Source organism: Bacteroides sp. 3_1_13 (assembly GCF_001185845.1).
GTDB classification, from domain to species: domain Bacteria; phylum Bacteroidota; class Bacteroidia; order Bacteroidales; family Bacteroidaceae; genus Bacteroides; species Bacteroides xylanisolvens.
Genome location: NZ_KQ236955.1, coordinates 1,177,441 through 1,198,391 on the forward strand (window position 1 = coordinate 1,177,441; position 20,951 = coordinate 1,198,391).

Below are 20,951 nucleotides of genomic sequence, written 5' to 3' on the forward strand. Positions count from 1 at the left end.
ATCAAGTCCCAGGTATCACTGCTACTGTGACTCTACAAAAATACCTTATTCCGACTACTTATAAAATGGGTAGTAAGCGAATTGTAAATGCTTGTAAGATGTACCTGTTTGATAATTAGGTGTATACGTGTTGATGGATATCACATAAATGTAAATGCTATTGTGTGGCTGATAGACTATTATTCTTGAATTTATTGCCCGATTCGAGCCACTTTTTCTTCAAATTCATTCCGATCTCCATTTGCTTTGATTCGCATTTTTGAACGGTAATTATAGATAGTCGACAATGAATATTGCAGGAAGTGGGCTATTTTTACGCTATCTGTAATTCCCAGGCGGATTAGTGCGAAGATACGTAATTCAGGTGTTAAAAGTTTACCCGGACCTGGAATAATTACATTTTCCGGTAAGAGCAATGCATTAAAATCCTCAACGAAATTAGGAAAAAGATTTAGAATTGCTTTATCAAAGTTATTATAAAATTCAGTCAGATCTTCTTCTGTGTTGAGTGAAGAGTGAAGGAATGACGTCACTTTTTTAATATCTTCGCTTTTGGCTATTTTAAGCGCCCTCTTTTTAAAATTGGCTATTTTGTTAATATAACTGGTATATTGTTCCATATATAGTCCTACATATTCTTCTTTGATTTTATTATTATCTGCTAATATTGAGTTCATTTGTTGTATCTCATAAAGATGATAGGATAAACTTTCATTGGCTTGCTCCACTTTTCTTTTTTGTTTTTTTAGTTGTATGAACAAAGCACACAATAAGATACAGACAAAACACAATGCTACAAGCAATATGGTTATGGTGATAAATTTATTTTTTTCCTTTTCCTGAAATGCCTTATCTATAAAAAGGTACATGTCTGAAGCTTCAATAGTATTGATTCTCGCATTACATAGGATAGCATCCTCCATTGCATTTTTCATATATTTATATGCCCGGTCTATGTCTCCGCTTTCAAAGATCAATTTGGCGAGTATTTTTAGAGAGAGATTCTCTCTGGCTCCATTTAATACGTCGGAGATAGCGGATATCGCGAAATATTTAATCATATTTTCAGAGTCATTTTTGCCTTGATAGGCAGAAGCTAAAGAATATGCAATTATTCCGGCATCTCGTGAATAAGGTGCATAACTTTTGTAGACGCTGTCTAATATGTGAATAGCATTATCGTATTTTTTATGGAAGAGAAGTGTCGGTGCTGACATGAATGCTCGTACGTTTGAGGGGACTTCCTTGCATTGAAGAAGTGAATCGCGATAAATTTGTGCAATCAGATCGTTCTCTTGTGCATCATTCTCATTTGAGGCAAAAGTTTTCTGATGATTATAAATTGTGACTTGTCCGAGAAAATATTCAGCTTTCAGCCGCGGAGATAATTGCTCTTGTTGTGTTGAGTTGACAATCGCTAAGGCTTCTTTGAAAAAGCCCATAGAAGATAGTATTCTTGAATAATCTAATTTCGCCTCAATTAGTAGTTCTTTGTCATTACTTTTTTGAGCAAGGTTATTCATGTGGATGGCATAAACTAAAGCAGAATCTTTCTGAAAAGATGAATATTCAAAACAAAGGGACTGGGCAATTCCTATTTTTTCTTGAATATTGTCGGATTGCCTTAATACTATTTTTAAACTGTCTATTTGCCTTTGTTTTTGTTTAGTATAGACAGATTTGTGTTGTAGAGATTTATCTAATGTTTTTAATAATGATTCGATCTCATTATTTGCTTTTGTAGGCAAACTGGTAAGAATAAGGATTATTATTAATAGAGGCAGAATAAATCTTTTCATGTGTATTAAGTAAGATTGCGTATTAATTGTGGTGTTTGCAAAGATAAGAAAATCCATATTAAGTTAAGGCTTACTGATTAACTTAATATGGATTATATAATATAAATTCTTTGTAGGATAGGCTGTTGGTTTATAAATCTTAATCTGTAGTTTTACCTGTATTTCTTAGCAAACTCCACGGATACCGAATTACTGAAACTTCCGCAAACCTCCGCTGCGAAGTCTTTTCCGCATTGGATTATTTTATCCCATATTTCTTCATTCAAGTTATTTAGATCGCGGTATCGAACATCATATTTGAGTAATCCATAAATGAGTCCTGCATTAAAATTGTCGCCGGCTCCGATGGTGCTGACTGCCTGTAACGGTTCTACCGGATAATCTTTGTTGACCAGATTGGTGCGCAACGCTACCTTTTCCCCGCCTGCAGTACAGATGAATCGTGGGCAATAGAACTTGATTTTATCCTTGTATATCTTGTCTATATCCTGCATATTATACATATAGAGGAAATCCTCTAATGAACCACGTACGATATCTGCATATTCAAGATTCTCAATAATGGTTGGAGCCAGTTTCATGGCTTCGTTCTTATGAGAAGAGCGGAAATTCGGGTCATAATAGATGATGGCTTTCTTTTCTCGTGCCTGATCGAGTAATTCGAGAACCTTTTCCCGCAGTACCGGATTCAATGCATAATACGAACCGACCATCACAATGTCATCTTCCTCTAATTTAGGGAATAGGACGTCCAAGCGTTGTTTGGGATAATCCTTGTAAAATATATATTCTGCATCGCTTTGCTCGTTGAGAAAAGCCAGAGATACCGGTGATTTTCCGTCCGGGAATACGTTGACATGATCGGTTGGGATATTATTCTCACGCATAAACTGCAGGATAATATTGCCTACACGGTCATTCCCGGTTTCACTGATGAAGCCGACGTTTATTCCCATTCGTCCCAATGAGACGATGCCGTTGAATACAGAGCCTCCCGGTACGGCTGCGGAAGGCTGGTCGCCTCGAAAGATGATATCGAGGATTGTCTCTCCGATACCGATTACTTTTCGCATAGTGATCTTGATTTTTCTCCCAGATAACCACCATGATGGCGTTTTGAATATTCGGCGATCGTAAATCCTGTTTCTTTCATGGTTTGTACCACCAATATATCTCCGATCACTGTCATGGCAGTGGTAGAGGTGGTAGGAGTCATGCCTAACACACAGACTTCAGCCGGCTTACCGGTACTAAGACAAACATCCGACTCTTTTGCCAACGGACTGTCCGGATTACCAGTAATAACAATAAACTTCAAATCCGGATCCAGATTATGAGCCAGACGGGTTAATTCCACAATTTCCCGTGTCTTGCCCGAGTTGGAGATCAACAGGAGTAAATCATTTTTTTGTAAAATACCCAAATCACCGTGTTGCGCCTCGCTGGGATGCAGAAAGACAGATGGAATACCGGTGGAACAAAAAGTTGTAGCAATGTTCATGGCAATCTGTCCGGCTTTTCCCATACCGGAAGTTACCAGTTTTCCCTTTTTCTGATGTATTTGTTCTACAATCAGTTTTACTGCTTTTTCATAAGCGTCTGTTATTGGGATGTTGAGCACAGCTTGTGCTTCCTGTTGCAAAAGTTGTTTGATGGAGTCTATCATATAATCAGTTTATTTTTTCTTTTAATTCGTTCAATGTGTTTGCTACTTCGTAATAGGTTGAGAATGGTTGCCGTGCAAAACCTTTATCCTCCAACGTGTGGAGTGCTTTCAATAGTTCGTCATAGAAACCATATTCATTGTAGAAGATGACCTTTTTCCGGTGATAACCGATAGAAGCAGCGGCTATTACATGGAAGATCTCATCGAGCGTACCAACGCCTCCGGGTAGTGCGACTAGCACCTCCGACTTCTCCGTTATGATATCTTTGCGGTCACTCAAATTGCGGGTGTGAATTTCTTCGTCTAACAGAGTGCTTACTTTGCCGTTCTCCTCCAGTTTGGCGGGAACAACTCCGATGACCTTGCCGCCGTTTTCTTTCACGGCGCGGGCGATACATTCCATCAGTCCGAGGCTGGCACCTCCATATATCAAGGTTTTTCCTTTCTGCCCCATCCATTCTCCTATTTGGCGGGCACTTTCGAAGTACACTTTGTCAATGTTTTCGGAAGCGGAACAGAATATTCCTATCTTTTCCATATACGTTGTTGCTGTTATAGTCCACAAATATCTGCAATTTTCTATAAACAGCAATAAGTTTTATTGTATTTTTGCGGCATTAATTCAATAAGGAAGTAGAAAACAATGCATTGCAACGAATATACATTGCCAAATGGCTTACGTATTATCCATGAACCGACCCTCTCAAAAGTAGCTTATTGTGGTTTTGCGATCGATGCCGGAACGCGCGATGAGGCGGAGAATGAGCAGGGAATGGCCCATTTTGTAGAACACCTGATTTTTAAGGGAACGGAGAAGCGGAAAGCCTGGCATATCCTCAACCGGATGGAGAATGTGGGGGGCGACCTGAATGCTTACACTAATAAGGAAGAAACGGTGGTCTATGCCGCTTTCCTGAAAGAACATCTGGAACGGGCGCTTGAACTGTTGGGGGATATTGTATTTCATTCAACTTTTCCGCAGCATGAAATAGAAAAAGAAACGGAGGTCATTATCGATGAAATCCAGTCGTATGAAGATACTCCGTCGGAACTGATCTTCGATGATTTTGAAGATATGATCTTCCGCAATCATCCATTGGGAAGAAACATTCTTGGTAAACCGGAACTGCTGCGGAGTTTTCGCACAGAGGATGTTCTATCGTTTACCCGCCGGTTTTACCAACCGGGGAATATGGTGTTTTTTGTTCAGGGACAATATGATTTCAAGAAAATCATCCGCTTGGTAGAAAAATACCTTTCGGATATTCCTGATGTAAGAGTAGAGAATCGTCGCACACCTCCGCCTCTTTATATGCCGGAACATTTAACGGTTCCCAGAGACACACACCAGGCACATGTAATGATTGGTAGCCGTGGCTATAATGCGTATGACGACAAACGCACAGCTCTCTATTTATTGAACAATGTCCTCGGAGGTCCCGGGATGAATAGCAAACTCAATGTGTCCCTTCGTGAGCGTAGAGGACTGGTTTATAATGTCGAATCCAATCTGACCTCCTACACGGATACAGGGGCTTTTTGTATTTATTTCGGGACGGATGTGGATGATATGGACACCTGTTTGAAACTGACCTATAAGGAACTGAAGCGGATGCGTGATGTGAAAATGACTTCCTCCCAGTTGGCAGCAGCGAAAAAGCAGTTGATCGGACAAATTGGAGTGGCATCTGATAACTTTGAGAATAATGCACTGGGAATGGCGAAAACATATCTTCATTATCATAAATATGAATCATCCGAGCTTGTTTTTAAGCGTATTGAAGAGTTAACGGCACAGCAACTACTGGAGGTTGCCAATGAAATGTTTGCAGAAGAGTATTTATCAACGCTGATTTATAAGTAGCTTTTTGATACAGCTACGATATACTGACAATTAATAAACTGTTAATATTAAACTAACCATGAGAAACTTAACACGAAATGTTTGGATTTGCCTGGGTCTGATAATGTTTCCCCTTACAACATTCGGACAGCAGAAGAGCAATTTTACCTATGTGCCGGCCCAGGAGCTTTTATTGGTAGGAAAAGCGACTACCGAAGGTGAATATTTCCATCGGGTAGATACAGCAAAGTATTGTACGATGCCTCCTGCAGTAAAGAAGTTATTCACCAACTCTGCAGGTTTGGCTATTTCCTTCACAACGAACAGTCCGGTGATAAAAGCTAAATGGACTGTTCCTGACAATTACCAATTGCCAAACTTGACCAGACTAGCCCAGAAAGGCTTGGATTTGTATATCAAACGGGATGGGAAATGGCAATTTGCCGGAGTAGGGATGCCGGGTGGCGTGACTACGGAAAGAGTGATTGTCGATAATATGGGAACCGAAGAGAAAGAATGTTTGTTGTATCTGCCCTTATACGATGAGTTGAAGAGTCTGGAGATAGGCGTCTCTTCTGATGCTCACATATATAAAGGAGAAAATCCGTTCAAAAAGAAAATAGTAGTCTACGGATCCAGCATTTTGCAGGGAGCTTCTGCCAGCCGTCCGGGTATGGCCTATCCGGCCCGCTTATCCCGTAGCAGTGGATATAATTTCATTAATTTGGGATTGAGTGGTAATGGAAAAATGGAGAAAGAAGTTGCCGGGATGTTAGCGGATATTGATGCAGACGCTTTTATCTTGGATTGTATTCCCAATCCTTCTCCAAAAGAGATTACCGAACGGGCTGTTGACTTTGTAATGACCTTGCGGGAAAAACATCCGGATACACCTATTATTATCATACAGACATTGATACGCGAAACGGGAAACTTTAATCAGAAAGCCCGTGAGAATGTAAAGCAACAGAATGAGGCTATCGCCGAGCAAGTAGAAGTACTGCGTAAAAAAGGCGTAAAGAACTTGTATTTCATCAAAGAAGACCGTTTCTTGGGAACAGATCACGAGGGAACCATCGACGGAACTCACCCGAACGATTTGGGATTCGACCGGATGCTGAAGAAGTATAAACCTGCTATCAGCAAGATTCTGAAAATTAAGTTTAGAGACTAATAACGGAAAGAAATAAGAAGAAATAAAGGTCAATTCATGGGGGTGAATTGACCTTTTTTTTGCAAATGTGTTAAGTTGTTCCTGAAAACAAGAAGCTCGCTACTTCTTTAATAAATAAGATGTTTCGAATGACTTATAGAGAAGATTGTTCCAGATCTCTCAATCCTTTTTCCTCCAAATAATGAATAAGTTCTTGTGGACGGTCTGTTTGTATCATTGTTGCTTTATGCTTTAACATCCAGCCCCAATGTTTATCTTTACTTTCCAATAGAGCATTTTCATCATCATGTCCGCCACATAGACTATCCCATAAAGTATTCATCCATATCCGACTACCTGATTTAGCGATTTCATCTATTATTTTTAGATTCGGATTTGCATCATCTTTGAAGCATAATTCGTAAGCAATTGGGGTAAAGTTTTTGATAAAAGTTTGTATAGTGGCAACTGCTTCTTTATCCCATAAATTAACGATAGGCATATAAAGCATGCTTTCATTGGAGCCATACTCTTTTTTCACTTTCTCTACAGGATAGTATCCTTTGATGATGACCTGTTTCTCCATTCCACATTCCTGGATGATAGGCATAATTTCTTTTATGTAAGTACCTCCTTTGTCTATATTGACAAGAATACGGCCTTTACAGACATTTAATGCTTCTTTCAGTGTGGGGATTGGTTGGCGGGTCTTGATTCCGTTGCCGCTGCGTAGGACGAACTTTTTCAGTTCCTCGGTCGTATAATCTTTTATCGGTCCCTTTCCCGTAGAAGTACGGTCGAGAGTTTCGTCGTGCATACAAATAAAGTTGCCATCTTTAGTCGGTTGTATGTCAAGTTCTATCATATCAACTTTCATTGCAATTGCTTTTTCGATACTTTGCAGGGAGTTTTCCGGCGCATTGCGCCAGTCTCCTCTATGAGCGATAACAAAGATATACTTCGATTCATTATCATGTAGATTTTTCAAAAGTTTATCAGTCCTTGTTTGTGCGCTGATGGAAAATGCGGTTAGCAGAATAGGTAGTAAGAAAAAAAGTTTTTTCGTCATAACTTAATAGAATTCATTAATGATGGTAAAAGTCACCCGGGGCATCGCCCCGGGTGCTCGCTATTATTTGACAGTAATGCGGCGAATCAGGTAATTGACGGCGCCTGCCACATACATTGTTTTACAGTCCTCCGTAATTATGATTTCATACGGTTGGTTGAAGGTAGCCTTCAGTCCTTTTCCGTCGGAGAAACCTGCTTTCCCAGAACCAGCGATGGTTTCCAGCGTTCCTTTCGAGTAGTCTCCATTTGCGTCAGGAGTTAGTTTGCGGATGCAGTTGTACGTGTTATCCGAAAGATACAGGCATCCATCTGAACCGGCGGCTACCCCGAAAGTAGCACCCACTTTTGCACTAAGCGGATTACCGGGTTCTCCGTCATAATACTCTTGTCCTTTTACTCCGTCTCCTGCAATTGTTTTTTGCGTGCCATCTGGACTGATTTGAATCAACACATACCCATTAGAAGTACCAACAATCATATTCTTGTTTTTGTCGAACACAATATAGTTGGGAGATACGTTAAGAGTGGCGAAAGTTGTTTTTGTACCTGAAGGTGTGAATTTATAAATCGCCTTATTGTCGCGTGCCGATACATATATGTTATCTTCATCATCGAATGTAACATTCATTGGACTCTTCATTTCGGATGCTATGGTTGAAACAGACATACTGCCGGTTTCTATTTTCCGTAACATTCCTTTTCCTTTGTCGATGAAATAATAGTTTCCTTTCGAATCGAATCCACCTTGCCAGATAGCACTGCTACCGTCTACTGCCACATCGAGGAGTGAAGTGACCAGGAAGTCTGGAGAGATACGTCGTATATAGTTGTATCCTCGTTCTGTAAACCATAAACTGCCATCCGGAGCAAAAGCGATACCAGTGGGAAGCTTGGTTGTGGCTTCCGTACCGACTCCGTCTGTCATTTCGAATACTCCCTTCTGTCCAACGATTGTTTGAACGATATATTCCTGATCCGGTGTTTTCAGATAATTGAGCTCGAGGCCTGTCAATTCACCCGAGGGGGATTTGACGCGGATGGAATATTTTCCCGGAGCCATTTCAGGTAATATTATTTTCAGTTCGTCCTTGAAGGCTTCTATAACGGTTGCCTGCTGGTCGTTGATGAAAACAGCATTTTCTTCCGGCACCGTGCTGAAATTACGTCCCAGTATTGTAGCTATTTCACCGGAATAAACATTGGTGGGTTTCACGAGGACCAGCCTAAGCTCTGTCACTGACGCTTTGTAGTCATTATCATTGCAGGCTACAAACAATGATAAGAGTGAGCAGGCGAGCAGTAATATGTATATCTTTCTCATAGTCTTTTATTTATTTACTGTTATGGTACGAATCAAATGGTTTTGCTCATCAGCGATATATACTTTATCCGAAACCAGTACGCTTGCAGGGCAATTGAATGTAGCTGTCAGGGCAGAACCATCAATTTTACCTTTCGTTCCCGGAATACCGGCTATTGTTTTTAATGTTCCTTTCGTATAGTCGCCTTCTGCATCCGGTGTTAGCGTACGTATGGTATGCATTGTATAATCGGTGATATAAAGTACCTCATCCGGGCCGAATGCAATGCCGAATGTTGCCCCCATGGTTGCTTTTGCCAGGTCGTTCTGTTCACCATCAGAATAAGTCGCGGCAGTGGGTACTACGCCAGTTCCGAATACAGTTTTTAGTGTACCGTCCGTATCGAACATATGCAGCTGATAAGTACCGCCGGTACCTACAAAAATTCTTCCCTTCTTATCTACCGCCATACAATTGGGACCGGCTTTGAGTGAAGACATATCGTAGTTAGTTACAGTACCCCCGGATGTTATTTTCTTTACTGCCTTATTATCGCGGTCCGCGATATACATATTACCGTTACTATCAAAAGTGACGCTCATCGGACTTTTAAAGGTTGTTTCGGTGGAGAACACAGAGCAAGTGCCTTCCTGTGTAATCTTAATAATATTATTCAAAGCTTTATTGGCTACATAATATATACCCGAGAGATCGAAACCACCTTGCCAGGGAGCATTAAATGTAACGGTGCCACTTTTGGCAACAGTTGAAACATTATATTCCTGATCCATTTTTCTGATGACGTTATTTCCTCTTTCGGCAATCCATATGTCACCATTGGGTGCGAGAGCTAGTCCCTGCGGGAATTTGAAAGAGGCAGCCGTTCCCTTACCGTCAGTAGAGGTAGTTGCGGAGTTACCTGCTACTGTTGCAACTGTGTAAGATAAATCTTCGTAGGTGAAACTTAGATTCTCTACCGTTTTATCTGCGACAGTAACTTTGACTGGATAGGTACCGGAAGGATTCTCCGGAGCAATAATGGTTAGCGTTGTTGCGGTTACAACTTTTACGGTTGCCTGCTTTCCGTTTATGGAAACCATGTTCTCTTCGACCGTTGTTCCAAATCCTTCTCCTGAAATCACCACTTCCTCTCCGGCTTTTCCACGTGCGGGGGTTAGAGAAGAGGTCGTTAATGTCACTGTGTGAAGGTAAGTAAACAGGGGGCTTTCAGCTTCTTTAGTACCAATTCTCACACGGATAGGGTAACTGCCTTCCTCGGTGTCGGGAATGATAATTTTGAGTTGGCTGGAAGTCGCCTCTTTAACTTCAGCAGTCACTCCGTTGATTGTCACCTGATTTTCTGATACCACTGTGCTGAAACACTGACCGATCAGTGTCACTAAATCTCCTGCATAGGCAGAGGAGGGCATAACCTGTAATACAGCAAGTTCAGGTGGGTCTTGAGGTGTTGCATAAGTAAATTTGAGTCCTTCTACAACTTCCCCTTTTACACTAACTTTGATTGAATAAGTACCTTCCGGATTATTGGGAAGAGCAATCACTAAACGATTCTGGGTTGCATCGATAATTTCCGCTTGTACTCCGTTAATAAATACCTCATTATCAATTGCTGTTTCAGAAAAATGAACTCCTGAAATAATTGCGGTACCTCCTGTCGATCCAGCTTTCGGAATAATGGAAATGAGTTTCGGAGGAAATTGTCGGGAATCGGATTCGTCCGATTCCGAACATCCACAGAACAAGTTACAACAAAATAGGATAGATAAAATAAATATTGAGTTCTTCATATTTTCTGTTTTTTAAGGTTCATTGACTGTTACCATCCACGTATTTACCACAGGCCGCTCCTGTCCATCAGAAGGCCGGTTCCGTATTTGGAATATATCCGCTATCGGATGTCGTATAAGCATTTGGGCAGAACCGCCACTGTCCAGGTTCACAGCCCACGAGCACCCTAATGCTTTCATTATTGAACCCATTTCCGGATAAGTAAGTCCGTATGAATAGAACTCTACACGTCCGTCAGCCACCATGAAGTAGACATGACCATCATCTGAATATCCAAGACAAGCACGCGGATCAATACCTGGATAAGTTGCGCCGGATATTTCTCCATCCCGTAGCACGATAACTCCGCTCCCGGTCACTTCTTTGAGGTTGTACTGCATCCCACGATACTCCACAGAGTCGGCAATTACCATTTTGTTGTCTTTCGTCAGCGCGATAAAACTCAAAGCTTGTTGGGGAAGTGTTTCTTTAAAGATGAATGAGTTTTTTAAGATCACTCCATTGCGATGAATGGGCCCCCTGATATCCATTGTACTGACATCCCAAAAATCAGCATTAATCATGGCAGCTACCCGGTGCCACGGACGGTCGGCGTAATCTGCCATTTCTGTTAGTGTCTGCCGCTGGAAGTTGTTGCGTACATCCGCATCATACGGCATACCTACTTCTAATGAAACCCCCGGTTCATTCAAATCAATGTCGATTATAAATATATGAGTAGAGCGGCTGTCTGCCTTTTGAAAGTGGACATCTGTTTCCGTAACTCCCAATGCAACAACAAAGCTGGTATCGGTATATACACGTGCCACTGTTTCACTACCCGCTAATAGTTTTTGACCGATTTTTGTTTGCGGGGTATAATGTACGTCTTCAATTGTATCGTTTGAGCAACTTAAGAAAGCCACTGGTAATACAAATGACAGAATCTGCATGTATTTTAATAAGTTCATCATTTTCATTGTTTTAGTTAGCCCAATATGAATTTTGATTTAAAAGTTTATTGAGAGACCTTTCTTTGGCAGGAATAGGTAATTTGTTATACTTGCGCTCAAAGCCGAGATCACTTTCCAGGCGGTTGAGGCGGACAAGGTCGAACCAACGAAAACCTTCCGCCAGTAGTTCCGTATGTCTCTCATTGAGAATTGCATCTATGAAGTCTTCTTCAGTGGCAGGGTGTACAGAAGGAAGACCACGGAAGTTCCGAAGCTCATTCAAACGGGTAAGCCCTTTGGAAAGTCCTTGTGCTTCAGCACTAATCAGGTACATTTCCCCCAAACGGGTAATAATGATCGGATCGGTAGTCACCTCTCCACCGGGATATTTATTAATGACTTCATTTGTTTCCTGCATATCAATTGATATGGCGGTTCGTTTATCATCCGGTTCGAACATATTCATCACTTTTGTCGTCGGCGCATATGTATAGCTACCTCCATTGGCAGAAGCACGTGAATAGAGGGAAGCACTCAAGTTTACGCTTGATTCATTGAGCAGATTGACAAACGAGAATATTTCTTCTCGGTTTGCTTTTCCACGGAAGATCTGGTCGAAGTCGGCAAGTGAGAAATTGGCATCACCTATCACTTCTTCAGCAAGTTTGGCAGCTTCAGTCATTTTGCCTTGTGCAAGTTTGGTTCTTGCCATTAAAGCCTTTGCCGCTTGTTTTGAGACGTAATACTTGTCGGAAAAAGTAGGAGCATAATCTATTGCTACCTGAAAATTCTTTTCTACAAAACTCCATCCTTCTGTTTCGGTAGATGCTGCGATGTCTCCTGAAAAAGGAGCTTCGAGAATGGGAACTTCTCCATAGCGGGTAACCAAGTGATAATAAATCAGACCACGGAAGAAACTGGCTACTCCCAGTATCTCGTTTCGTGACTGGCTGGCTGCTAATTTGTCAACTGCGACAATCAGTGAATTTACTTGGTAGAGAGCAGTATAAAATCCATCCCACGGTCCGCTGACGAAACCGCTTTCAGGGGTAACCAGGTCTTTTACCAATAATACCGGATCTTTCAGTCCTGTCGCTCCGCCGCGGACAAGATCTCCGCCAACAATGTCTTGTGTAAGATAACCATTGACTGTTGGTTTGTTTTGTATATAAAAGTAGAGTCCGGTAAGCAGTAATTGAGCATCCTCCTCGGTGAGGTTATCACTGGATACGGCATTATGCGGATATTGGTCCATTTCGTTGCAACTAGTGGCAAACACCAATAATACTGTTAATAACGATATAATAAAATTCTTCATATCTGTTAGAATTTAAGATTGACACCTATTGTAAACGTACGCGGTTGGGATGGGTAGAGATAATCATATCCCATATTGGTTGCAGAGAGGCTTACATTTACTTCCGGATCTAGATACGGCCACTTCGTTAATATGAAGAGGTTATCTGCCTGGAAATATATGCGTAGATTATCGATATGTATCCGGTTAATCCAACTTTTTGGGAGGGTATATCCAATAGAAGCTGTACGGCAACGGATATAAGATGCATCGTGTAACATTCGGGTATTGACAAACTTGGTTGAGTTCCACGTATAACCATAAATGGCACGCGGATTTTCGTTAGTACTGCCCGGTCCCGTCCAACGGGATTCTGCAGCTGATTTCAGTATCGGCCATGTACCGTTACCCATTCGTAAACCTCCGGTCCACAGTTCATAGAGCTTGTTGCCTGACGAAAATGTAAAGAACAGGCTCAAGTCAACGCCTTTGTACTTGAATGTGTTATTGAAACCACCGGTGAACTTTGGATTAGCCGAGCCGACAAACTGTTTGTCGTTTTCGTCTATGACATCGTTACCATCCACATCTTCGTAAATACAGTCTCCTGCTCTTACGCCCTGATCGTAAATCTTGGCAGGAATTTCATCATCCGACTGGTAAATACCTTTCCACTTAATCATATAGAAGGACCCTATCGGTTCGCCGACTTTAAGGGCGTGCATCGAGCTGGTTGTCAATATCTCATTATTGTCGAGAAGCGCAGTCAGTTTATTTCTGATAAAGGAGATATTGAAATCCGAATGCCATGAGAATGAACCTTTGCTAAGGTTGGCTCCTAAGGTAAATTCAAGTCCTTTATTACGCATTGATCCGATATTACATACCTGGCTGGTATAACCCGATGTAGCAGGAGTTGGCTTTTGGTAAAGCAAGTCCTTGGTATCTTTGATAAATGCATCTGCTGTGAATGTGATCGCACCTCTGAAAAAAGAAAGGTCTACTCCGATGTCAGCTTGTTGGGCTTTTTCCCATTTAAGATCGCGGTTGCCTGCAGTAGTCAGTCCTAAACCGTTCTCACCGTTATAGTTGTATCCTCCACCGGCTAATGCTTGATAAGCATAAGAGCCGATACCTCCCTGATTACCGGTGCAACCCCAGCTTGCGCGGAACTTTACATCGGTTTGTGGATATTTCCACCAAGATTCTTCTCCCAAATTCCAACCAGCACTGACAGACGGGAAATATCCGTAGCGATTGCTGGATATGAATTTGGAAGAACCGTCAGCACGCATGGTTCCCGTTAGTAAATAGCGGTTCTTGTAGTTCAGACTTAAACGGCCGAAGAATGATTGGAGCAGGAATGAAGAAAGTCCTGTACTTATATCCGAGTATTCGGCAGCAACAGAGTTGACGTCAAAAGAAGGAGAGGGGAATCCGATACCCGTTTGTGCGGCTGAGGAAGTTACATCCTTTTGTATAGAATGCCCCAGCATGACGTCCAGAGAGAAATCTTCTTCAAAGGAGTGTTTATAAGTGAGCACGTTTTCCCATAAAGTACTCGCATAAGATTTTCGTCCGTCAATAAGCTTTCCTACTTTATTGCCATAGGGGTGATCGGCTGTGTAATAAATGTGTTCTTCCGTATAGTTGAAATCCTCTCCGAGTGTAGTTTTGAAGTTCAAGTCTTTCGTTATGTTAAACAGCATATAGAGTGAACCGAGGGCACGGTAATTATCGATATATACATCTTCTTCGTTAAGAGCCTGTATCGGGTTATGGTTGGCCAACTCCTGTCCTCCGACAGCATATTCTCCGTCGGGACGATAAGGGGAATCCCATGGACGTTGTTCGATGGCGCGGGTAATGACACTGGTTCCTATATTATAGCCGGTGGGAACGCGGTTATTACGCGAGTAACTTAAATTCAGGGCGGTTCCTACCTTGAGCCACTTTTTGATTTCCGTGTCCAGATTAACCTTCAAATTGTAACGTTTGAGCTGATTGTTGATAATTACACCTTCGTTGTGTTTGTAATTGGCGGACAAGTAATAATTCGTTTTATCTGTTCCGCCTGACACAGACGCGGTAGTCGTGTAGGTAACAGCCGTACGAAGTACCAGATCGAGCCAGTTTGTCTGTGCTTTTCCCGGTGCAGGGTTATCAATACGTGCCTGCGTACTGTTGGTTTGCAGATTATAGTTGTCGATAGCTTCGTTCAGAACTTCCAGAAACAGATCAGTGTCGGTCATATCCAGTTTGTCTGTTCTGGTCAGGTTGGAGAAACTAACATTCGTGTCAATGTTTACTTTGGCCTGTCCCTTGCTTCCTTTTTTAGTTGTTATCAGGATAACACCATTTGTTGCACGTGAGCCGTAAATAGCAGCGGAAGCTGCATCCTTCAAGATCTGTATAGATTCTACGTCGGAGGGATTGAAATCATTTAGACCGTTCATTGATTGTGCTCCCCAGGCACCAGTATCTCCTGACGTATTGTTGATAGGTACTCCGTCAATTACATATAGTGGTTCGTTACCTGCGGTAATTGAACCGATTCCACGGATACTGACCCGATTTTTACTTCCCGGTACACCGGATGCTGACGTTATATTCACTCCGGATACGCGTCCCTGCAGCAGTTCGTCAACACCTAATACCTGGCGGACATTGACTTCTCCCGGTTTATAAGTTCCAATGGAAGAGGTAACATCCCGCTTGGTTTTGGAGCCATATCCGATGACGATAACTTCATCCATGACGTGTGCATCTTCTTCCAGCGCTATGTTGATTGTCGGTGAAGCACCGATGCGGATAGATTTCTTTTTGTATCCGATGTAGGATATTTCCAACGGCTTGGATAGGTCTGCTGTGACGGTGAAATTTCCTTCAACATCTGTAATTGTCCCGATGCCACCTTCCTGTATTACATTGGCTCCGATAATCGGTTCGCCTTTTCCATCTGTCACAGTACCTTTGATGGTTTTCTTTTCGTTTTTTTTCTGTTGTTGCACTTCTTGCTTCACTAATACTATGGTATTGTTATTAAGCGAATAAGAAACATTTAATGGAGTGAATACTTGTGACAGTACTTGATCGAGAGGCTTATTTTTACAGTTGACGGTCACTTTCGCTTGGTCGTTGAGGACATTGTTCCGATAAACGAATGTATACCGGGTTTGTTTCTCGATCTCCTTTATGAATGTTTTCACCGTACCATTATTGATGTTTACCGACACATTTCCTTTTTGTGCCAGTGCTCCTGTTGTGGATAGTAAAATCATTCCAGTGAGCAAAATGGTAAAGTTTCTAAAAATAAGGAGATTATGTCTCCTCTTTTTAAAGGAAAAAATTAACTTTGTGTAATTCATAGTTGATACTATTTTTTCATGTTTTAATGGATTAATTTTATCGACTTTCATACAACCAAAGGATTGGGCGATTCTTTGGTTGTTTTTCTTTAAATAGCTTATATTATATCTTTCATAGGCTCCTTTCTTTTGAGGTTAATAAATAATGATTTTATCTTTATGTATCTCATATTTGAATTTATACTGAAGGCTCAATGAATGGATAACATTCTGTATATTTTCATGGCGGAAAGAACCGGACAGTAAATCTTGTGCAATCTGTGGATATTTTAGTTCTATATCTACTCCATACCACCGTTCTATTTGCTCTATAACATCAATTAAAGGCTCGGAGTCGAAAATTAGATAATCATTACACCAGCCTGTTTCTACATGCACATCAGCTTTTGTAATTTTGAGGGCTTTGTCTACACTGGAGTAGGTTGCTTTTTCACCGGGAGTAAGCGTATATTCGTGCGGGAGAGAGCCGCCGGATATTTTAATTTTTCCGGTAAGCAGAGAGGTTTCGATGACATCTTTCTTATATGTATTCACATTGAAAGAAGTTCCCAATACTTCGATCTGGAAGTCATTTACCATGACTCTGAAAGGACAGTCCGGGCTTTTGGCTACATCGAAGAAAGCTTCTCCTGATAGATGTACGAGTCGTTGTTCTGTATCATTGACGTCATATCTGATGGTAGTGGCACCATTCAGTTGCACTTTTGTTCCGTCCGGCAATATGATCTCTGATTTGCTGCCGGGTTTTACATTGGCAGTTATCATTTGTTGCGAACTTGGAGTATCGAATAAGGAATATATGCCGAAGGAAGAGGTGACGAGTAGAGCGATGACAGCGGCATATTTCGCAAATTGATACCAGCGTCTTCTCCAGATGATTTGATGAAGTTCCTTACGTATCTGCTTTTTCATCATGGGGGGCATCCCGATTTCCGGTGCAGAATCTTTTTCCATGTTTATCATGGTATTCCAAAGTTCTTCATCCGGTATGTGGTCAAGTTCTTTTTTGAACTCTCTCAAGTCAGAAGAAGGTAGTCCCTTCTCCATATATCGGCGGTATAAATCTTTAAAATGTGTAGCCATATTATAGGTGTTTCTATTGGTTATACGTGAATGGAATAAGAGAGTACTATGATTTCTTTGTGTTTTATAACATAAAAATCAGATAGAGATATTTTTTGTGGGAGAAGATATTATTGCCTTCCCCTTGTGATGTGTTGCAGTGACGATATTATAAGAAGAAAATAAAGAGAATATTATATTTCATTATTTCGCTGCGAAGGATCTTCAGAGCGGAAGTCAGATAGTTCTTTACTGTTTGCTCGGAAAGCTCCAGTTGCTCGGCAATCTGTTTGACTGGAATATGTTTTTCTCTGCTTAGTTCATAAATCTCTCGTTCCCGTTGTGACAGAATATTCTTTGATTTCTTCAGTTGTTGCAGGAATTCATCATACAATAATAGGTCTTCTGGAGATACATCGCTCTCTTGGTTCTCGCAATACTCCATAAAGTCTTCGAATTGTAGTTCGTTGACTTGTTTGCGGAAATAATCGATTACCTGATGTTTGGCAATAGTGAAAATAAAGGCTTGCAGGTTGCCAAAGCTATTCAGTTGGCTACGGTTGTCCCATAGGCGTAAAAAGGTATCCTGAACAATATCTTGTGCCAGGGAACGATTTTTTAGTTGTTTAAGAACAAAGCTGTAAAGTCGGTCGGCGTAGGCTTCATAAATCTGGGTAAAAGCCTGGTAAGAGCCGTTGCGTAGTTCTTTTATGCACTGTATTTCGTCTATTTTCATCCTTTCTGTAATAGAAGTAGGTCAGGCAAATGTACTGAAATAATTTAGAAATAAACAAATCTATGTGAATAAATAAAGAGAAACCGATGTCCGGTAGTTGGCAGATGAATTTTATTTTGCAATCATATTACAATCATATATTGAGCTTTATTGTACCGTCTCTTGCTTTCCGCTAATTAATTTTGTATCTTTACTGTTTTTTACCCTTGCAAAGACAAGTGGTCATCTTATGCAGTGATAAATATCACTTTATAAGGTGATATTTGTTTTTCTATAAGGTGACTATTGTCCCGTTACAATTGGACAACTACCCGAGTGCATAAACTATGATAAATCTCTGCACTGAAAATCTTTATTCTCTGCACTGAAAAGTCTTAAATATAACAATAAGATTATGGCCTTTTACAATTTAAAGAAAAAGCCTGCCTTGACTACTAAGGAAGGAGAAACGGAAACAATGTATGCCGACATTGTCTACAGTGGAACGATTCCGGCAGAACGATTGAACCGTGGCGTTGCTAAGAGAACCGGATTTAAGGAAGGAGTGATAGAAGGTATCCTTATGGAACTGAAAGAGGATGTATTGCAATATCTGGGTGAAGGATACCGCGTCGAATTGGGAGAGTTCGGTTTCTTTTCAGCCAAAGTGAAAGCTTCCCGATTGGTAGCAAATAAGAATGATATTCGTTCTGATTCCGTAGCTTTCAACGGGGTGAATTTCCGTGCTTCCAAGAGTATGCGTGTAGGTATTCGCGGAGATTTGGAGCGCAGAAAGTGTGTCGATTTCAATACTTCGCGTAAGTGGGACAGGGAGAACCTGAAGAAACTCGTCCTGCAATATATCGGAGAGCATGGCTTCATCACAAGAACCACTTATACAGAACTTACCGGGCGTTTGAAGAATACTGCATTGGATGATCTTAAATCTTTTGCAGCCGAAGGCATTATCAAGCGGGAGGGACGGGGTAATCAGATGCATTTTATAGCACCGCCACGAAAGGAACCGGATGGCGAGTAGTGAACTCTGATTGGATATGTTTAACTTGCGCTCGTATGTCTAAAACATACTGTTATCGTCCATCATTAAATGATATTATGGCTAGAAATTTGTATCTTAGCGCCCATGTTGGATTGCTAATCCGGTAACCGTGTATGTTTGTTTTTATAATACTTCTAAAATAAGAAAACGATGTTTCAGAAACTTGTAGCTATAGAGCCGGTCAGTCTGGTTTCGTCGGCCGAAAAAACGTTGTATTCATTTGCCGGTCAGGTGGTGATGTATACTGATATACCCGCAAATGATGATGAAATCATTGCCCGTATCGGAGATGCCGATGCGGTGCTTTTGAGTTATACCTCCCGTATCAACCGGTATGTACTTGAATGTTGTCCGAATGTGAAATACATTGGAATGTGTTGCTCGCTCTATTCTCCCGAAAGTGCGAATGTCGATATTCGCTATGCCAATGAACGGGGTATCACGGTGACAGGTATCCGGGACTATGGTGATGAGGGAGTGGTAGAATATGTAGTCAGTGAGTTAGTGCGCTGTTTGCATGGCTTCGGGCAGGAATCGTGGGAGGAGTTACCTCGTGAGATCACCGGCTTAAAAGTCGGAATAGTCGGATTGGGTAAGTCGGGCGGCATGATAGCGGACGCTTTGAAGTTCTTTGGTGCTGATATTTCATATTATGCCCGCAGTGAGAAAGAAGCGGCTACTGCCAAAGGATATTGCTTTTTGCCGTTGGAGAAACTCCTTGCAGAGAGTGAAGTCATTTGCTGTTGCCTTAATAAAAATACGGTTCTGCTGCATGAAGAGGAATTCAGGCAGATGGGTAACCGGAAGATCTTATTCAATACCGGTTTGTCACCGGCATGGGATGAGGCTGCTTTCACTGAATGGCTGGAAGGTGATAACCTTTGCTTTTGTGATACGATAGGCGCATTGGGGAGTGAGCAACTGCTCAATCATCCGCATGTACGTTGTATGCAGGTGTCTACTGGCCGTACGCGTCAGGCGTTTGACCGCCTGAGCGCAAAAGTATTGGCCAATCTGTCAGAATACAATGGGTGATGCGATATTAATCAGGGTGCTCACTACTGACCACCCTGCAATATCTGATGTAGCGCTATAAATGTCTACTACGGCATGCACCTGGTCATTTTTGATTTCTACCTTTTGCGTATCTCCCACAAATCCGGGGGTAGATTGTATGGATACCTGCATGTTCTCCGGACCGACAGAAGCTCGTGAGGCGGCAACTGTAACATTCACTTTGGTTGGAAAGAGGCGAATAGCTTCCGCAGCACTTCCGGAGAAAACGGTACGTTGCTCCGTTTGCAAAGAATCATCATAAACGGGAGTCCCTTTGAGTCCATTAGGACCTTTTTCATTGAAGAAGCGAGCCGTCGTATTTCCCATCAGAGAGGCAGTTCTTAAAACATCGAATCCACCGGTAGCTCCGGATGCAATATAGATTCGTGTACCATTTGCCTTGGCTGTTTCTGCCACTTCCTGATAGAATGTCTCGTCTGCCAAAGCACCGATAGACAAGGTAATGACAGAGGTTCCGTTTCTCAATGCTGGCAAAGCCAATTCCCGCATAGCGGCAGGAGAGGCCGATTCCACCAAATAATCTGGTTTTAATGCTAATAACTCTTCCAATGTGGCGCAAGCAATGCAAGGCTTGCCATGTTGCTGCATTTTATGAACGATGTGCGCTGCTTTTGAAGCCGTACGCGAATAGACACCTACCAAGTCATAATCTGGTAATAAGCCTTTGACAACTGCATCCGCAACGATTCCTGCAAGTCGTCCACATCCTACAATGACTAATTTTTTCATGCAACAAAGATAATACTTTTATTGGTAAGAGCTTGGGTTGGTAATATGGTATTTATTTTCATCAGGTAT

Annotated in this window: 17 protein-coding genes; 4 read left to right on the forward strand and 13 right to left on the reverse strand. The window is 41.6% G+C overall.

Annotated features, from left to right (window positions below; translation table 11 throughout):
* Positions 1 to 191 precede the first annotated feature (191 nt).
* The 4 genes from HMPREF9009_RS04310 to HMPREF9009_RS04325 form a co-directional block, all read right to left on the reverse strand.
* Positions 192 to 1,799 carry a DUF6377 domain-containing protein gene (locus HMPREF9009_RS04310; protein ID WP_049701548.1) on the reverse strand — a complete coding sequence of 536 codons (1,608 nt, stop codon included), beginning with the start codon at positions 1,797 to 1,799 and terminating at the stop codon, positions 192 to 194.
* 152 nt (positions 1,800 to 1,951) lie between these two features.
* Positions 1,952 to 2,872, reverse strand: coding sequence for a carbohydrate kinase family protein (locus HMPREF9009_RS04315; protein WP_004313811.1), 921 nt, complete (start codon positions 2,870 to 2,872; stop codon positions 1,952 to 1,954).
* A complete protein-coding gene (locus tag HMPREF9009_RS04320; RefSeq protein WP_004313812.1) occupies positions 2,860 to 3,465 on the reverse strand; it encodes an SIS domain-containing protein in 606 nt (201 codons plus the stop codon). Before HMPREF9009_RS04320 ends, HMPREF9009_RS04315 begins: the two co-directional genes overlap by 13 nt.
* A 4-nt stretch (positions 3,466 to 3,469) precedes the next feature.
* The gene (locus HMPREF9009_RS04325; RefSeq protein WP_004313813.1) at positions 3,470 to 4,003 is read right to left on the reverse strand and encodes an LOG family protein; all 534 of its coding nucleotides are present in this window, start codon (positions 4,001 to 4,003) and stop codon (positions 3,470 to 3,472) included.
* 105 nt (positions 4,004 to 4,108) lie between these two features.
* Here HMPREF9009_RS04325 and HMPREF9009_RS04330 point away from each other — a divergent pair, with 105 nt between their 5' ends.
* A complete protein-coding gene (locus HMPREF9009_RS04330) occupies positions 4,109 to 5,329 on the forward strand; it encodes a M16 family metallopeptidase (RefSeq protein WP_004313814.1) in 1,221 nt (406 codons plus the stop codon).
* Positions 5,330 to 5,387: 58 nt separating this feature from the next.
* Positions 5,388 to 6,482 (forward strand): SGNH/GDSL hydrolase family protein, encoded by a 1,095-nt coding sequence (locus HMPREF9009_RS04335; RefSeq protein ID WP_049701549.1) that lies wholly within the window; start codon positions 5,388 to 5,390, stop codon positions 6,480 to 6,482.
* Positions 6,483 to 6,615: 133 nt separating this feature from the next.
* On the opposite strand, the gene HMPREF9009_RS04340 is transcribed toward HMPREF9009_RS04335, so the two are convergent.
* The 8 genes from HMPREF9009_RS04340 to HMPREF9009_RS04375 form a co-directional block, all read right to left on the reverse strand.
* Entirely contained in the window at positions 6,616 to 7,530 is a 915-nt protein-coding gene (locus tag HMPREF9009_RS04340; protein ID WP_008023849.1) for a glycerophosphodiester phosphodiesterase family protein, read from the reverse strand.
* A 63-nt stretch (positions 7,531 to 7,593) separates the two neighbouring features.
* Positions 7,594 to 8,853: an IPT/TIG domain-containing protein gene (locus HMPREF9009_RS04345; RefSeq protein WP_008023851.1), complete on the reverse strand. Its 1,260-nt coding sequence runs from the start codon at positions 8,851 to 8,853 to the stop codon at positions 7,594 to 7,596.
* Positions 8,854 to 8,859: 6 nt separating this feature from the next.
* Positions 8,860 to 10,641, reverse strand: a complete 1,782-nt coding sequence (locus tag HMPREF9009_RS04350; RefSeq protein ID WP_049701550.1) for an IPT/TIG domain-containing protein — start codon at positions 10,639 to 10,641, stop codon at positions 8,860 to 8,862.
* 12 nt (positions 10,642 to 10,653) lie between these two features.
* Positions 10,654 to 11,595, reverse strand: a complete 942-nt coding sequence (locus tag HMPREF9009_RS04355) for a phosphodiester glycosidase family protein (RefSeq protein WP_225450118.1) — start codon at positions 11,593 to 11,595, stop codon at positions 10,654 to 10,656.
* Positions 11,596 to 11,605: 10 nt separating this feature from the next.
* Positions 11,606 to 12,892 (reverse strand): RagB/SusD family nutrient uptake outer membrane protein, encoded by a 1,287-nt coding sequence (locus HMPREF9009_RS04360; protein WP_004313820.1) that lies wholly within the window; start codon positions 12,890 to 12,892, stop codon positions 11,606 to 11,608.
* 5 nt (positions 12,893 to 12,897) lie between these two features.
* Positions 12,898 to 16,152 carry a TonB-dependent receptor gene (locus tag HMPREF9009_RS04365; RefSeq protein ID WP_192918825.1) on the reverse strand — a complete coding sequence of 1,085 codons (3,255 nt, stop codon included), beginning with the start codon at positions 16,150 to 16,152 and terminating at the stop codon, positions 12,898 to 12,900.
* Between the two features lie 222 nt (positions 16,153 to 16,374).
* Positions 16,375 to 17,322 (reverse strand): FecR family protein, encoded by a 948-nt coding sequence (locus HMPREF9009_RS04370; protein ID WP_049701552.1) that lies wholly within the window; start codon positions 17,320 to 17,322, stop codon positions 16,375 to 16,377.
* A gap of 148 nt (positions 17,323 to 17,470) precedes the next feature.
* Positions 17,471 to 18,037, reverse strand: coding sequence for an RNA polymerase sigma factor (locus tag HMPREF9009_RS04375; RefSeq protein ID WP_008023858.1), 567 nt, complete (start codon positions 18,035 to 18,037; stop codon positions 17,471 to 17,473).
* Positions 18,038 to 18,431: 394 nt separating this feature from the next.
* Between HMPREF9009_RS04375 and HMPREF9009_RS04380 the strand changes: the two genes are divergently transcribed.
* The gene (locus HMPREF9009_RS04380; RefSeq protein ID WP_049701553.1) at positions 18,432 to 19,055 is read left to right on the forward strand and encodes an HU family DNA-binding protein; all 624 of its coding nucleotides are present in this window, start codon (positions 18,432 to 18,434) and stop codon (positions 19,053 to 19,055) included.
* Between the two features lie 171 nt (positions 19,056 to 19,226).
* Positions 19,227 to 20,111 carry an NAD(P)-dependent oxidoreductase gene (locus HMPREF9009_RS04385; protein ID WP_049701554.1) on the forward strand — a complete coding sequence of 295 codons (885 nt, stop codon included), beginning with the start codon at positions 19,227 to 19,229 and terminating at the stop codon, positions 20,109 to 20,111.
* Here the strand turns inward: HMPREF9009_RS04385 and HMPREF9009_RS04390 are convergent.
* The gene (locus HMPREF9009_RS04390; RefSeq protein ID WP_049701555.1) at positions 20,094 to 20,882 is read right to left on the reverse strand and encodes an aspartate dehydrogenase domain-containing protein; all 789 of its coding nucleotides are present in this window, start codon (positions 20,880 to 20,882) and stop codon (positions 20,094 to 20,096) included. The two genes, HMPREF9009_RS04385 and HMPREF9009_RS04390, sit on opposite strands and share 18 nt — an antisense overlap.
* Between the last annotated feature and the right edge of the window lie 69 nt (positions 20,883 to 20,951).

Bases quoted from the DNA above. Each gene is read 5' to 3' on its own strand.
- HMPREF9009_RS04310 (WP_049701548.1), bottom strand. From the start codon at position 1,799: ATGAAAAGATTTATTCTGCCTCTATTAATAATAATCCTTATTCTTACC.
- HMPREF9009_RS04315 (WP_004313811.1), bottom strand. From the start codon at position 2,872: ATGCGAAAAGTAATCGGTATCGGAGAGACAATCCTCGATATCATCTTT.
- HMPREF9009_RS04320 (WP_004313812.1), bottom strand. From the start codon at position 3,465: ATGATAGACTCCATCAAACAACTTTTGCAACAGGAAGCACAAGCTGTG.
- HMPREF9009_RS04325 (WP_004313813.1), bottom strand. From the start codon at position 4,003: ATGGAAAAGATAGGAATATTCTGTTCCGCTTCCGAAAACATTGACAAA.
- HMPREF9009_RS04330 (WP_004313814.1), top strand. From the start codon at position 4,109: ATGCATTGCAACGAATATACATTGCCAAATGGCTTACGTATTATCCAT.
- HMPREF9009_RS04335 (WP_049701549.1), top strand. From the start codon at position 5,388: ATGAGAAACTTAACACGAAATGTTTGGATTTGCCTGGGTCTGATAATG.
- HMPREF9009_RS04340 (WP_008023849.1), bottom strand. From the start codon at position 7,530: ATGACGAAAAAACTTTTTTTCTTACTACCTATTCTGCTAACCGCATTT.
- HMPREF9009_RS04345 (WP_008023851.1), bottom strand. From the start codon at position 8,853: ATGAGAAAGATATACATATTACTGCTCGCCTGCTCACTCTTATCATTG.
- HMPREF9009_RS04350 (WP_049701550.1), bottom strand. From the start codon at position 10,641: ATGAAGAACTCAATATTTATTTTATCTATCCTATTTTGTTGTAACTTG.
- HMPREF9009_RS04355 (WP_225450118.1), bottom strand. From the start codon at position 11,595: ATGATGAACTTATTAAAATACATGCAGATTCTGTCATTTGTATTACCA.
- HMPREF9009_RS04360 (WP_004313820.1), bottom strand. From the start codon at position 12,892: ATGAAGAATTTTATTATATCGTTATTAACAGTATTATTGGTGTTTGCC.
- HMPREF9009_RS04365 (WP_192918825.1), bottom strand. From the start codon at position 16,152: ATGATTTTACTATCCACAACAGGAGCACTGGCACAAAAAGGAAATGTG.
- HMPREF9009_RS04370 (WP_049701552.1), bottom strand. From the start codon at position 17,322: ATGGCTACACATTTTAAAGATTTATACCGCCGATATATGGAGAAGGGA.
- HMPREF9009_RS04375 (WP_008023858.1), bottom strand. From the start codon at position 18,037: ATGAAAATAGACGAAATACAGTGCATAAAAGAACTACGCAACGGCTCT.
- HMPREF9009_RS04380 (WP_049701553.1), top strand. From the start codon at position 18,432: ATGGCCTTTTACAATTTAAAGAAAAAGCCTGCCTTGACTACTAAGGAA.
- HMPREF9009_RS04385 (WP_049701554.1), top strand. From the start codon at position 19,227: ATGTTTCAGAAACTTGTAGCTATAGAGCCGGTCAGTCTGGTTTCGTCG.
- HMPREF9009_RS04390 (WP_049701555.1), bottom strand. From the start codon at position 20,882: ATGAAAAAATTAGTCATTGTAGGATGTGGACGACTTGCAGGAATCGTT.